The sequence below is a fragment of the Mycolicibacterium sp. 624 genome (genome assembly GCF_040548615.1).
Lineage (GTDB): Bacteria > Actinomycetota > Actinomycetes > Mycobacteriales > Mycobacteriaceae > Mycobacterium.
The window spans coordinates 206,845-220,040 of the sequence record NZ_JBEPRZ010000009.1; the positions used below are offsets into that span (position 1 = coordinate 206,845).

General features: G+C 66.7%; 12 protein-coding genes. 3 read left to right on the plus strand and 9 right to left on the minus strand.

All coding sequences use genetic code 11. The annotated features are described in order from the left end of the window. Positions 1-31: 31 nt before the first annotated feature. The 3 genes from ABIA65_RS29455 to ABIA65_RS29465 form a co-directional block, all read right to left on the minus strand. On the minus strand, positions 32-649 hold the full coding sequence (locus tag ABIA65_RS29455; RefSeq protein WP_241404380.1) for a DUF937 domain-containing protein: 618 nt from the start codon (positions 647-649) through the stop codon (positions 32-34). Between the two features lie 95 nt (positions 650-744). Continuing rightward, positions 745-2,001: a saccharopine dehydrogenase family protein gene (locus tag ABIA65_RS29460; RefSeq protein ID WP_354525764.1), complete on the minus strand. Its 1,257-nt coding sequence runs from the start codon at positions 1,999-2,001 to the stop codon at positions 745-747. Positions 2,002-2,037: 36 nt separating this feature from the next. Continuing rightward, on the minus strand, positions 2,038-4,023 hold the full coding sequence (locus tag ABIA65_RS29465; protein ID WP_354525765.1) for a S9 family peptidase: 1,986 nt from the start codon (positions 4,021-4,023) through the stop codon (positions 2,038-2,040). 99 nt (positions 4,024-4,122) lie between these two features. Between ABIA65_RS29465 and ABIA65_RS29470 the strand changes: the two genes are divergently transcribed. From ABIA65_RS29470 to ABIA65_RS29480, 3 genes are read left to right on the plus strand one after another with little or no spacing between them, the layout of a single operon-like run. Then, entirely contained in the window at positions 4,123-4,527 is a 405-nt protein-coding gene (locus tag ABIA65_RS29470; protein ID WP_241404377.1) for a winged helix-turn-helix transcriptional regulator, read from the plus strand. Then, positions 4,524-5,054: a PaaI family thioesterase gene (locus ABIA65_RS29475; RefSeq protein ID WP_354525766.1), complete on the plus strand. Its 531-nt coding sequence runs from the start codon at positions 4,524-4,526 to the stop codon at positions 5,052-5,054. The genes ABIA65_RS29470 and ABIA65_RS29475 overlap by 4 nt, the downstream gene beginning before the upstream one ends. Positions 5,055-5,074: 20 nt before the next feature. Beyond that, positions 5,075-6,238, plus strand: coding sequence for an FAD-dependent oxidoreductase (locus tag ABIA65_RS29480; RefSeq protein ID WP_354525767.1), 1,164 nt, complete (start codon positions 5,075-5,077; stop codon positions 6,236-6,238). A gap of 6 nt (positions 6,239-6,244) precedes the next feature. Here the strand turns inward: ABIA65_RS29480 and ABIA65_RS29485 are convergent, their stop codons facing one another. The 6 genes from ABIA65_RS29485 to ABIA65_RS29510 form a co-directional block, all read right to left on the minus strand. Beyond that, positions 6,245-6,769: a transglycosylase family protein gene (locus ABIA65_RS29485; protein WP_371747015.1), complete on the minus strand. Its 525-nt coding sequence runs from the start codon at positions 6,767-6,769 to the stop codon at positions 6,245-6,247. A 276-nt stretch (positions 6,770-7,045) separates the two neighbouring features. Continuing rightward, the gene (locus ABIA65_RS29490; RefSeq protein WP_241405578.1) at positions 7,046-7,372 is read right to left on the minus strand and encodes a transglycosylase family protein; all 327 of its coding nucleotides are present in this window, start codon (positions 7,370-7,372) and stop codon (positions 7,046-7,048) included. A gap of 1,062 nt (positions 7,373-8,434) precedes the next feature. Then, the gene (gene mobA, locus ABIA65_RS29495; protein WP_354525768.1) at positions 8,435-9,037 is read right to left on the minus strand and encodes a molybdenum cofactor guanylyltransferase; all 603 of its coding nucleotides are present in this window, start codon (positions 9,035-9,037) and stop codon (positions 8,435-8,437) included. Continuing rightward, entirely contained in the window at positions 9,009-10,091 is a 1,083-nt protein-coding gene (locus ABIA65_RS29500; RefSeq protein WP_241404374.1) for a 2-oxoacid:ferredoxin oxidoreductase subunit beta, read from the minus strand. Before ABIA65_RS29500 ends, mobA begins: the two co-directional genes overlap by 29 nt. Then, positions 10,088-12,019 carry a 2-oxoacid:acceptor oxidoreductase subunit alpha gene (locus tag ABIA65_RS29505; RefSeq protein WP_371747094.1) on the minus strand — a complete coding sequence of 644 codons (1,932 nt, stop codon included), beginning with the start codon at positions 12,017-12,019 and terminating at the stop codon, positions 10,088-10,090. Before ABIA65_RS29505 ends, ABIA65_RS29500 begins: the two co-directional genes overlap by 4 nt. Positions 12,020-12,369: 350 nt before the next feature. Beyond that, complete coding sequence (locus ABIA65_RS29510; RefSeq protein ID WP_354525860.1) at positions 12,370-13,194, minus strand: PfkB family carbohydrate kinase; 825 nt, start codon at positions 13,192-13,194, stop codon at positions 12,370-12,372. Between the last annotated feature and the right edge of the window lie 2 nt (positions 13,195-13,196).

Here is a 13,196-nt window from a genome sequence, read left to right on the forward strand (position 1 = left end):
GTCGGAGGCTGTCGCGATAGGGACCGACCGGCTACTTCTTGCCGCCGAGCAGGCCGCCGAGGATCTCGCCGATGGCGTTGCCCTGGCCACCGCCACCACCGAGCACGCTGCCGAGAATGCTGCCCAGCGGGTTGTTGCCGCCGCCGCCTGCGCCGCCGCCTGCTCCGCCGAGGATGCCGCCGAGAATGTCGCCGAGGCCGCCACCGGAGCCCTGAGCCTGCGCCTCGGCTGGGGCCGCGTTCTTCTGCGCGAACTGCTTGCCGATGTAGGCCAGCACGATGGGCGCCAGGATCGGCAGCAACTTCTTGACCAGATCGCCACCGCCTGCGCCGGTACCTGCCAATGCCGACGCAACCTGATTGCTGTCGTTGCCGCCGAAGATCTTCGAGACGATCTGGTCGCCTTCCTTTGCGTCGACCTGGTCAACGCTTACGCCTCCATCGAGCAGACCGCTCGCCGCATGCGCGGCGACAGCCGATTCGAGGTCACTCGAGTCGATGTTGTCGGCCTGCACGTTCTCTGCCACACCACCGACCAGCGCGGGCACCAAGGTCTTGATGGCCGCGTCCACCTCGCCCTCATTCACGCCAAGTTGCTTCGCGATATCCCCTACCGGGATCTGCGCGAAGAGATCGTCGAGACCGGCCATTGTTCTTCCCACCTTCGTTGCTGGCGTAGTTGAAGCCCTCGCAGACGACACTAGACGAATGTGACCTTGTCCCACAGGCGTTCGACCGTGCCGGATCAGGCAAGACGGTCGGTCTCCAACCTCACCCCCGCCGCGGGGAACCGGGCCATCAGCGCGTCGCCCATCGAGGCCGCCGGGGTCAGCACGCCACGCAGATCGGACAGGGCGTCGCGGTCCAGGGCGAGCGCCAGCCCACACTCCCCCAGCAGCACCGAGGTGGCCTTGTAACCGGGGTCGCCGCGCTGCGCCATCAGGGCGCGGTACCGCGCGCCCGAGGTTGTGGTGGTGTAGGTCTCGACGGTGTAATGCCCGTTCTCCCTGGCGCGTTCGCTCGGCCCGGTGCCCGGTTTCGGGACCACTCGGTCGACCATCCGGCGCGGCAGTTTGTTGAAGTAGCGACTGCCCAGACCCAGCACTGCGGCGTTCGCGGCGGTTCCCAGTGCCGCGGCAACCGGCGCGGCGATCGACGAGCCGGTGCTCATCATCTCGGTGTAACGGAAGGAGCGGCCGTAGGACCAGTCGAGCAGGGCGTTGCTGCGCCGCACGATTCTGGAGTTCGGCGCCCCCATGGGAAATGCACCGGTCCAGAGGCCATCCAGTTCGGGGGCGATATCGCGGCCACGTCGCCACGGCGTGTCCGACTGGTGGCCGAAGTCGGGTTCGGCCTGCCGGTCGGTGCTCAGCGTGTAGGGGTCGGCCATCTCGCGGCGCGCCGCGGGATCGCCCGACGCCGTGGCCATCACCTCCAACATCGATGCGACGGTGCCACCCGAGACCCCGCCCGCCATGTCACGCAGGACGAAGGTCGTGTCGCCCAGTTCACCGGCACCGTCCCGCTGCGCCTGCTTGTACAGCGCGTACACGGTGAGATCGGAAGGGATGGAGTCGAATCCGCATGAGTGCACGATGCGTGCGCCGGTGTCGACGGCCTGCTTGTGGTACCCGTCGATGCTGTCCCGGATGAACATCGTCTCGCCGGTGAGGTCGGCGTAGTCGGTGCCGGCCGCCGCACATGCGGCGACGAGCGGCAGCCCGTACCTGGTGTAGGGCCCGACGGTGGTCACCACCACCCTGGTGCGCGCCGCGATGTCGGCGAGGGTCGACGGTGCCGACGCGTCGGCGGCGATCAGCGGCCACGCCGCCGCGGCCTCGCCCAGCGAGTCCCGCACGACCCGCAGGCGTTCGGTGGAACGGCCCGCCAGCGCTATGCGCGCATCCCCACCGGCTCTGGCGAGGTACTCGGCCGTCAGCTTTCCGACGAATCCCGTCGCGCCGTACAGAATGATGTCGAATTCACGCTGCGCTGCACTCATGGCCCCAACCTACCGGTCGGTGGAGGGCCTGCGGGGTCAGCCGAGGGTGTCCGGCAGGTCCGTCTCGACCCCGAGCACATGCGTGCCCAGGAACGACGCCACCACCTGGTACCAGACCTTGGCGTGCTGTGGCATCGCCACCCAGTGCCCCTCGTTCGGGAAGTAGAGGAACTGGTGCGGGCTGGTGCCGTCGTCGTCGGCTGGCCGCACGGAGTCGGTCAACAGCTCATACCAGAGCCGAAGACCCTCGCCGATCGGCACGCGATAGTCCCGGTCACCGTGGATGACCAGCATCGGGGTGCTGATCTCACCGACGTGACGATGCGGCGAGTTCCGCTCAGCCATGTCTGACGTCATCTCGCGGGCCCACCAGTAGGCGCCGTCGGTGGTGTGGCCGAACTGGTCGAGAGCCCACAGGCTGGCGTGGGTGACGATCGCGTCGAACCGGTCTGTGTGACCGGCGATCCAGTTCGCCATGTAGCCGCCGAAGGATCCGCCCATCGCGGCCGTCCGCGTGCCGTCGACGCGCGGATGCTCGCAGGCCGCATCCGTGGCGGCCATCAGGTCGGTATACGGCGCACCGCCCCAGTCGCCCCAACCGCGCTGGATGAAGTCCTGTCCGTAGCCGGTGGACAACGCCGGGTCGGGCAGCAGCACCGCGTAGCCCAGCGCGGTCAGCAGCCAAGGGCACCATCGCCAGTGCCAGGCATTCCAGCTGGCGAGCGGGCCGCCGTGCACCCACAGCACCAGCGGCGCCGGGTCGGCACCCGCGGGTAGCGCCAGCCAGGACCGGACGGTCGTACCGTCCGCCGCCGAGGCGCTCAGTTCGACGAGGTTGCCGGGCAGCTCGGGTCTCGCGACACACGGCAGCTCTGTCACGGTTCCGTCGGCGTCGACCCGCACCGGATGTGGCGGCCTGGCGTAGGAACTCCGCAGCGCGAAGAGGACGCCTCCCGGGGCGGCGTGCACATCGGTGTAGGTGAAGTCGTCACGGGTCAACCTGGTGACAGTCGAGTGCTCGGGATCCACCGCGTACACCGGCCCCCTGCCGGCCTCGTCCGCTGTGACCAGCAGCGCCGAACCGTCGTCGGTCCACGTGACCGAGGTCGGCCACCGATCCCACTCCGCTGCCAGGCGGACTGGATCGCCATCAAAGCCCTTGACCCAGAGCGTGATTCGGGGCGCCTCGGTGGGCGTGGTCAACGTCTCGTGCAGGTACGCCACCCTGGTGCCGTCCGGGGAGATCACCGGGTGGGACAGGTCGGCGCAGGGATCGTCAACGAGCACGGTGCGCTCACCGGTGGTGACGTCGACGCGCATCAATCGGCCGCGAACCGCGGCGCCGGGGGCCGGCGCGTTCCACGCCGTCACGGCGAACAGTCCGTTGCGGCTGATGTCCGCATCGGCCTCGTGCAACGCCCGGCCCGGATCCGCGGTGATGTCGCGAACACCGTCGAGGGTCAGCAGATGCGGCTGCTCCGGCCCGATGTCGTGATCCCAGTAGCGCACCGGGTATCCCTGATGCAGTACTGCCGACACCTTGTTGTCCTTGCGCAGCGCGCGCAGGCGCCGGTCCTCCTCGACCCCGGCCGCCGACTGCAGCAGACTCGCGCGCACCAACACCGTGTCTGCGTCGCGGGCCGCGACCACACCGTCGACACCGCCGGGCAGCGTCAACTCGGCCACCGCCTCGCCACCCTCGGCGGGCAGGCGCCATAGCGCGGCGGGCGGTTTGTCGTCACCTTCGGCAGCGCCGACCCGGGAACGGGATGCCACGAACAGCAGGTCGCCGTCGGACGTGAACGCCGGTGCCGACTCCCCCTTGGCGCCGCGAGTGAGCCGGCGCGCGGGCCGCTTGGCGTCGGGGTCGAGTTCCCATATGGCCGTGACATATTCGGTGCGCGTCTCGTCGAGTTCGGCGATGGTTGTGACGACGCGCGATCCATCACGTGACACCGCTAAACCGCCGACGCGGGGCAGTGCGAGGAACTCGTCGAGGTCGTGGAACGGGGTGGCGGTCATATCAGCTGAGGTCTCGAAGGCAGAGCAGCACAACCGCGAACCGTACCCGCGCGAGTCCGCGACTTCATCGCAATATCCATCGGTTTGATTTTCAAACCGATGACTGGCACGCTGGACACCATGACGACGTCACCGCTGGCTGACCTGCCGGGGCGGGCGTGTCCGATCGCCGCGGCGCTCGAGGTCGTCGGCGAGCGGTGGGCGCTGTTAGTCGTGCGCGAGGTTGCCCTGGGCGCGACGCGGTTCAGCGAGATCGTCCGTGGCACTGGGGCACCCCGTGACCGCATCGCCGCCCGACTGAAGACCCTCGAGGCCGCGGGCGTCCTCACCCGGGTGCCGCGCACGGCTCATCGCGATGAGTACGCGCTGACCGAGTCCGGCCGCGCACTCACTCCCGTCCTTGAGTCGCTTCTGGCGTGGGGCGTCGCGCACGCCGTGGCCGCCGATGACCCCGACCTGCACAACCGCTACGCCAGCCTCATCGATACGAAGGAGACACCGTGACCGCAGAACTGACCGAGGACACCACCCGCGAGGGTTGGGGCGAGGCACGCTCGAAGGTCGTCACCTGGCACGATCCGGCCCCCACCGCAAGCCTGGGCCTGTCCATGGCGGGTATCGACTACCTGCGGGCCATGGCCGACGGCACGCTTCCCCCACCGCCGATCTCGGGCCTGATGGAGTTCGGTCTGGTCTCGGTCGAACCCGGTCGCGTGGTCTTCAGTTGCCAGCCCGACGAATCGGCGTACAACCCCATCGGCGCGATTCACGGCGGCCTGGTCTGCACGCTGCTCGACTCGGTCGCGGGCTGCGCCCTGCACAGCACGCTGCCCCAGGGCAAGGGCTACACGTCGATCGAGATCAAGGTGAACTACCTCAAGGCAGTCCGGCCGGCCAGCGGCCCACTTCTCGCGACCGGAACGGTGGTCAAGTCCGGGTCCCGCGTCGGCTTCACTGAGGGTGTCGTCACCGACGCCAGCGGCGCGGTGGTCGCAACCGCCAGCAGCACACTGCTGGTATTCGACTTCTGATCTGACCTAGCTTCATCTGCGTGACACAACGCATTCTCGTGGTCGGTGCCGGCATCGCCGGTTTGGCGACCGCCGTGGCCCTGCAGCGCCAAGGCCATCACATCACCATTGTCGAGGAGCGGACGGACACCTCCTCCGGTGCCGGAATCAGCATCTGGCCCAATGCGCTTGCCGCGCTGGATGCCATCGGCCTCGGTGATGCGGTGCGCGAGTCAGGCGGCCGCGTGACCGCGGGCGCCATGCGCTGGCGCGACGGCTCGTGGTTACGGCACCCCAGCGCCGAGCGCATCGTCACCGCGCTCGGCGAACCCCTCGTGGTGATTAGACGATCGGTGCTTACGGAACTTCTCGCCGGTGCACTCCACACCGGAACCATCGAAACTGGTCTCGCGGCAACCGAACTCGTACCCACCGGCCACAGTGTGCGAGTCACGCTCACCGACGGCACCACCCGCGAGGTGGCCGGCGTGATCGGCGCGGACGGCACCGGGTCCGTCGTGGCGCGCCACCTCAACGGCGCACTGCGGCACCGCTACGCGGGATACACCGCCTGGCGCGGAGTCGCCGCGTACACCTTGAATCCGGATCTGGCCGGCGAGACCATGGGTTCTGGCACGGAGTTCGGCCATGTTCCCCTCGGCGAGGGGCACACCTATTGGTTCGGTACCGAACGCTCACCCGAGGGGGCGTCGGCGCCCGACGGTGAACTGGCTTATCTGCGAGCCAAATACGCCGCGTGGGCCGATCCCATCCCGGCGCTCCTGGCGGCGACCGATGAGGACGCGGTACTGCGCAACGATCTCTACGACCGCGACGAGGCCCGGCAGTGGTCTCGCGGCCCCGTCGTCGTGGTCGGTGACGCCGCCCATCCCATGCGACCTCATCTCGGCCAGGGCGGCTGCCAAGGCCTCGAGGATGCCGCGATCCTGGCGCGCTGTGTCGCATCGGGCGAGGATCTGGCTGCCGCGTTCACCCGTTTCGCCGCGATCCGGCGTCCCCGCGTGCGCTCGCTGGCCCGGGAGTCGCGTCTGATTGGCCAGCTGGTGAATCTTCGGCCTGCGTTCCTGAGTGCCGCGCTGATGCGGTCCTCGGCACTCGTCCCGGAGGCGATGCTCACCCGACATCTGGCGTGGGTGGCCTCGGGATCGGCGTTCAGGCTTCCCGAACCGCCACCCGGGCTCTGAGCGGTGTCAGCGCACCTGGCCGAAGGTACCGAGGGGGTTGAGCAGCGCGGTGCACATCTGGCGGGGGTTGATGAACCCCAGCAGACCCTTGGTGGGCATGGTCTGGCATCCCACGGGGACCGCCGTCGCGGGCGCCGCCGGGACACCGGGGTTGTTCCACACTGCCGGCGCCGTGCCACCGAGGGGGCCGCACTTCGGCCATGCCTTGACACCCTGGGTGCGCAGCACGTTCTCGGCAACGCGGATCTGCTCTTCACGCGATGCATTGGCGGGCGAGCCGACGCCGCCGTTGGAGGACCAGGTGGCCGGCTTGAACTGCAGTCCACCGAAATGACCGTTACCGGTATTGGCGGCCCAATTGCCACCCGCCTCGCATTGTGCGACGGCGTCCCAGTTCATCGTGTCAGCGTGCGCGTTGCCCGCAGAGAGGACCGTGGAGAGGGTCATCGCGGCGACGGCGAAGCCGCAGCTCAGGATGACAAACCGAACGCTCCGGGTGATCAGGCCTGCAATGCTGTTCTTGATGTTCATTTCTGCGGTCCTTCCCCGACCGGTTGACACGAGGACCGCGGTGAAAGTGATGCGCTCTTGCACTGCAGTCATCGAGTACTTCGTGTGAGGGAATTCACGCGTTACAGAAGCGACTGAAGTTCTTTATCGGGACGTGATGGGTCGTTGGGGAGCTTGGGACAAAAGAAAACGGTGCCGGGCGAATAAACGCCCGGCACCGTCAATCCAAACGGTCACGTCATCGATCCAAGGAAAGACCTAGATAGAACTAAGCGGGAAAGATGAACCGCGGGGGAACTAGCCCCGGCGACCGCAGACCGGCCATGCGCCGATGCCCTGCGACTTCAGCACGTTGTTGGCGACCCGAATCTGCTCCTCGCGGCTGGCCTGGTGCGGCGATCCCGAACCACCATTGGAACGCCAGGTTCCCAGGTTGAACTGCAGGCCCCCGTAGTAGCCATTGCCGGTGTTGATCGCCCAGTTGCCGCCTGACTCGCAGGACGCAACCGCGTCCCAGTTCACGCCACTGTCCGCATTCGCGGTACCGGTCGCCAGTGCCATCGGGGCCACGGCGAGCGCCCCGGCGATGGTGGCCAGACCAAGCTTGGTGCGGATGTTCTTCAACTTCGATCCTTTCGCCATGCGCGCGCCAATAGACCGTCCGCGCACGCGCGGACGTGATCGCCTGGCAATCCAGGTATGGGATATGTGGGTCGCGCCGTCTCTGTCAGGCACGACAGCAGGAGGCAGGAAGGCCTCGCCGGGGCTGAACGCCCGGTGGCCGCAGTGAATGCCGGGATCGTCCCAGGCACGCCGCAGCCCTAGCTCACACGCAAGTTCGTGTATTTGAAATTGTTTGCTCCGTTTGGAGTCCCTGGGAACGTACAAAGGTTTTTCGGCGAAGTCATGTTTGGCGACGGGGGTGTGGCGGGAAGATAACGTTCAGATAACGACTCGGCCAACGGCGGGTCCGTGCAGGTCAGCACTGCGTTTTGACACTCATCCAGGCTCGCCGTCGAACGGCATATCCGTGACCGAGATCACCACGAATTTGTGAGCTGCCCCACATTTTCGGTGATCACACCAGCACCACGCGTCCCCGACTTTTATTCTGCCGCACCAGATCTGCTGCTCAGGGCATGAACGGGGTACACCGGCCTTCGCTGAGCCACAACTCGCCGAGGGGATTGCAGGAACACCGAATCCCACTGCATGCCAAGTACTTACAACCCCGTGCGGTTGGCGTCAGATCCAGTCAGATTCGGCCCGCCAGGCAGTGCAACAGGCATCTAGATGCGTTAGTACGTTGCACTGCAATGTGTTTCAAACTATGGACAACCGCTCTTGCATGGGGACTCGGCGCCACCGCCCGCAGCATCCCCGCCCTCTCTCGGCCGGGATCTGCCCACTCGCACAGATGATGTGGCTCACCACCACGAGGAATGGTCACGGACTTCATATGAATCAGACTGCCCGCCTTTACTTTCAACGCCGTCGCGACCACGAAACCACCTCCACCTCAGAGGCTTTCACGGATCGAGCGCGCCGGTCGGCGACTAGAGCCGACCTTTCGGGGCATGAATTGTCACGTGAATAACACGCCACACCAGCAACATTAATTGCCAATTTGAAGCGACTTGACGAATTGCCGAAAATTCACGACATAATTCGCAGTTTGCTGGAGTTTCAGAACAGGTCGGCGGGCGTGTTCACGTTGGTCAGCGACCGCTGCTCGGGCATGACAACCCGCTGAGTGTCGGTGGTGCCGATGAGGGCGCGCATACTGCGCTCCCCCGCGGCGACCAGCTCGTCGGCGCGAGCGGCAAGAGAGGTGCGATAGACACCGGCCAGATAGTGGTCCCGGCCGTCCCACGGCAGGACCACCTCGGCATGTAGCCGCAATGCGGGTCCGACGAGGTCGTCGATCAGCTCGACGGAGAGGTACGGCATGTCGACGGCGCAGACAAAGGCCAGGTCAAGACCGGCAGCGGCCGCCGCATGCAGCCCGCGCGCTGTCGCCAGCAGCGGCCCCACACCGCGCACCTCGTCGCGCAGGATCTCGGCGTCGAGCTGCGGGAGCGCCTGGCCGGGCGCAGCGATGACGAACACGGGCGAACAACGCGTCTTCAGCGTCGCGACGATGTGCTCGACCATCGTGATCTCACCATCTAGCCCCGCATACGGCAGCGTGGCCTTGTCCCGGCCCATTCGCCGGGAGGCTCCGCCTGCCAGCACGATCGCGGCCAGCGGAGAGGTGACGTCAGTCGACAGTCCAGGTGTCTTTTCCACGGAGCAAGGATTGCAGAGCCGCCGTGTCGTGGGGCTTGGAATCCATGGCAGAGCTGACCTGATCGCGCGCCATCTCGTCATACGTCGGCCGGCTCACCTGACGGAAGATGCCCATCACGGTGTGCTCGAGGTTCTGTTCGCTCAGTCGTGACAGCGCGAAGGCGTAGGCCGGGTCGTCGACCTCGGCGTTATGCACGACGATATCCGCCGGGGCGACGTCAGCGGTCTTGGCGACCTCCAGCCCGTAACCGGACTTCACCACGCAGAACTCGCCCTCGGCGCCGAATGTGATCGGCTGACCGTGCGAGACACTGATGAGGCGGTCCTGCGCGCCCTCCTTGCGCAGGGCGTCGAACGAACCGTCGTTGAAGATCGGGCAGTCCTGCATGATCTCGACAAGCGCGGCGCCACGGTGCGTCGCGGCGGCCCGCAACACCTCGGTCAGACCCTTGCGGTCGGAGTCCAGTGCCCGGCCGACGAAGGTCGCCTCGGCGCCCAGCGCCAGCGACACCGGGTTGAAGGGGTAGTCCAGCGAGCCCATCGGGGTCGACTTGGTGACCTTGCCAACCTCGGACGTGGGCGAGTACTGCCCCTTGGTCAGGCCGTAGATCCGGTTGTTGAACAACAGGATCGTGAGGTTGACGTTGCGGCGCAGCGCGTGGATCAGGTGGTTGCCACCGATGGACAGTGCATCGCCGTCGCCGGTGACGACCCACACCGACAGGTCCTCGCGAGCCAGCGCCAGGCCGGTGGCGATGGTCGGCGCACGACCGTGAATGGAGTGCAGACCGTAGGTCTCCAGGTAGTACGGGAACCGGCTCGAGCAGCCGATGCCGCTGACGAAAACCATGTTCTCGCGGCGCAGGCCCAGCTCGGGCAGGAAGTTACGGATCGTGTTGAGGATGACGTAGTCACCGCAGCCGGGGCACCAGCGGACCTCTTGGTCACTGGTGAAGTCCTTGGCCTTCTGCGGCTCGTCAGTCCTGGGCACCGCGCTGGTCTTCGTCAGACCGGCAGGTGTAAGACCGAGGTCGGCCCCAATCACGTCCGTCATGCGTCTACTCCCACACCAGCGTCCACGGTGGCCGCTGCCAACCGTGCGAACTTGGTCTTGTCGGTTTCCTTCTCAGCAAGCGTTCCATCCAGCGCGGCGTCGATGATGCCCTCGACCTCGTCGGCCAGGAACGCCATACCCTCCATCTTGGTCACCGACTGGACGTCTACCAGGAACTTCGCCCGCAACAGCATGGCGAGCTGGCCGAGGTTCATCTCAGGAGCGACGACCTTGGAGTACTTGGCCAGCACGTCGCCGAGATTCGCCGGGAACGGGTTGAGGTGCCGAACGTGAGCGTGCGCAACCTTGATGCCCTTGCGGCGTGCACGGCGGCATGCCTCACCGAGCGGACCGTATGAGCTACCCCACCCGATGAGCAGCAGCTCGGCCTCGCCGCTGGGATCGTCGACCTCGAGGTCGGGCACGGTGATGCCGTCGATCTTGGCCTGGCGCAGGCGTGTCATCAGGTCGTGGTTGGCGGGCTCGTACGAGATGTTGCCCGAGCCGTTCGCCTTCTCGAGGCCGCCGATGCGGTGCTCGAGACCCGGCGTGCCGGGCACCGCGAACTGGCGGGCCAGGGTCTCGGGATCACGCGCGTAGGGCTCGAACGGCTCGCCGGCCTTCGCGAATGTGTGGTCGATAGCGTCGTAGGTCGTGACGTCGGGGATGCGCCACGGCTCGGAGCCGTTGGCGATCGCACCGTCGGACAGGATGATCACCGGCGTGCGGTAGGTCAGCGCGATGCGCGAGGCCTCCACCGCGATGTCGAAGCAATCCGAGGGCGACTTCGGTGCCAGCACTGCGACCGGTGACTCGCCGTTGCGGCCGTAGAGCGCCTGCAACAGGTCGGACTGCTCGGTCTTGGTGGGCAGACCCGTCGAGGGTCCGCCGCGCTGCACGTCGACGACCAGCAGTGGCAGTTCCATCATGACGCCAAGGCCGATGGCCTCGGACTTCAGCGCCACACCGGGGCCCGAGGTGCTGGTCACGCCCAGCGCGCCGCCGTAGGACGCGCCGAGGGCGGCACCGATGCCGGCGATCTCGTCCTCGGCCTGGAACGTCAGAACGTTGAAGTGCTTGTACTTCGACAGCTCGTGCAGGATGTCGGAGGCAGGCGTGATCGGGTAGGTGCCGAGAATGACCTGTGTGTTCGCGAGCTGACCGGCGGTGACGATGCCGTACGCCATCGCGGTGTTACCCGAGATCTGGCGGTAGTCACCGGCGTCGAGCTTCGCGGGCGCCACCTCGTAGGTGACGGCGAACGCCTCGGTGGTCTCGCCGTAGTTCCACCCGGCCTTCAGGGCCAGCACGTTGGCCTCGGCGATCTCGGGCTTGCGGGCGAACTTCTCGCGAATGAACGCCTCGCTGTGCTCGAGCTCGCGGCCGTACATCCACGACAGCAGCCCGAGGGCGAACATGTTCTTGGCGCGCTGCCCGTCCTTCTTGGTGGCGCCGATGGCCTCGACCGCGCCGAGCGTCAGGGTGGTCATGGCGACCGCCTGCACGACGTAGTCGGACAGCTCGTCGCCCTCGAGTGGATTGGACTCGTAACCGACCTTGGCCAGGTTGCGCTTGGTGAACTCGTCAGAGTTCGCGATGATCAGGCCACCGCGGGGCAGGTCTGCGACGTTGGCCTTGAGCGCGGCCGGGTTCATCGCGACCAGCACGTCGGGACGGTCTCCCGCGGTGAGGATGTCGTAGTCCGCGATCTGGATCTGGAACGACGACACACCGGGCAGCGTGCCCTGTGGTGCCCGGATCTCAGCGGGGTAGTTCGGCTGCGTGGCAAGGTCGTTGCCGAAAAGGGCGGCCTCTGAGGTGAACCGATCACCAGTCAGCTGCATGCCGTCACCGGAGTCACCAGCGAACCGGATGACGACCTTCTCGAGCTTTTGCCGCGGGGCAGTTCCGTTGCCGGTGCCGTCCAGACTCACGACGCCCTGCCTTTCACGCTTGGTGTGGGCTACGTCATTCCATGTCGCAATCGAGGCCGCTGCCGCGCGATGCGCCGCTGGTATGACGTGCACCCAGATTTTTCTGTCACTGGCAGTACCGATTATTGCACTGCTCTTAGTCTGACCTTTACCGGACTCGCCGGTTACCCGCACGTAAAGGGCGATGAACTTCGCAGGTCAGCCCCTGTGAAGTCAAGTGCCACCGCAGTGATTTGTGGCTTTCGTCACTTTTCGAGAATGGCATTCTCTAAGACTCGGTTACCGATCGGTAGGCACGCGCACACTTGCTGAGCATCTGCCCAGCACAACGTCACGACCTGCGACTACACGGGATCGGGCGAGCCGACATGCAACCGCTTCTCGAGTTCGCGGGCAACCAGTTCACTCGCCAATTCGGCGGCCCGTGTCGGCTCGGCGCCCGCGGCCCGGTTTGCGACATAACAGGCCGTGAACATGTCACCCGCGCCGGTGGTCTGCACATCCAGCACACGCCATGCCGCGGGGACGCGAGAGACCGTGCCATCGACGTGGATGTCGCACCCCTCGGATCCGTACGTCACGACGATCTCGGGCACTCCCAACCGTGCGGCGACCGCGGCGTCAAATTCCCCGTCGGCGACCACGACGGCTTCGTCCTCGGCGAGCTTGAGGATGTCGAGGTGGGTGAGAAGGTCGGCGGGAAAGTGGCTGTCCTCCACCAGGGGCCCCAACCGGTCGGCCCGCACCAGGCCCTGCCCGTCGTAGGCGACGCGATGGCCCCGCTCGGACAGCAGCGCCAGCGTCTCGGCCGGGAAGTCGGTACGGAGCAGCGGCGCGAGGTGCACCCATGTGGTGTCGGGATCGGCGGCCTCTACCTCGGCACGCCCCCACACCGGGCCAATCGCGTCGACCGACATACGGCGGTGGTCGACGTCTTCGTAGTCGAGGCGGAACCCGCTGGTGCGATCGGCCGGAAGGATCATGACCAAATCGCCGAACCGCTCCCGCAGCGGGGCGAACAGCGTGTGGTCCTGCTCGGCTCCCATTGCCACGATGCGGCCGCGTCCACCTGCCGCCTGCAGCGCCACGCCGGCGAACGACGCGCAGCCGCCCGGGCTCCTGGGGGCTCCGTTGATGACGTCGATCGCCAGGTTGCCCAGGACGGTCACGC

Coding starts and splice junctions, on each gene's coding strand:
- ABIA65_RS29455 (WP_241404380.1), bottom strand. CDS start 649: ATGGCCGGTCTCGACGATCTCTTCGCGCAGATCCCGGTAGGGGATATC.
- ABIA65_RS29460 (WP_354525764.1), bottom strand. CDS start 2,001: ATGAGTGCAGCGCAGCGTGAATTCGACATCATTCTGTACGGCGCGACG.
- ABIA65_RS29465 (WP_354525765.1), bottom strand. CDS start 4,023: ATGACCGCCACCCCGTTCCACGACCTCGACGAGTTCCTCGCACTGCCC.
- ABIA65_RS29470 (WP_241404377.1), top strand. CDS start 4,123: ATGACTGGCACGCTGGACACCATGACGACGTCACCGCTGGCTGACCTG.
- ABIA65_RS29485 (WP_371747015.1), bottom strand. CDS start 6,769: ATGAACATCAAGAACAGCATTGCAGGCCTGATCACCCGGAGCGTTCGG.
- ABIA65_RS29500 (WP_241404374.1), bottom strand. CDS start 10,091: ATGACGGACGTGATTGGGGCCGACCTCGGTCTTACACCTGCCGGTCTG.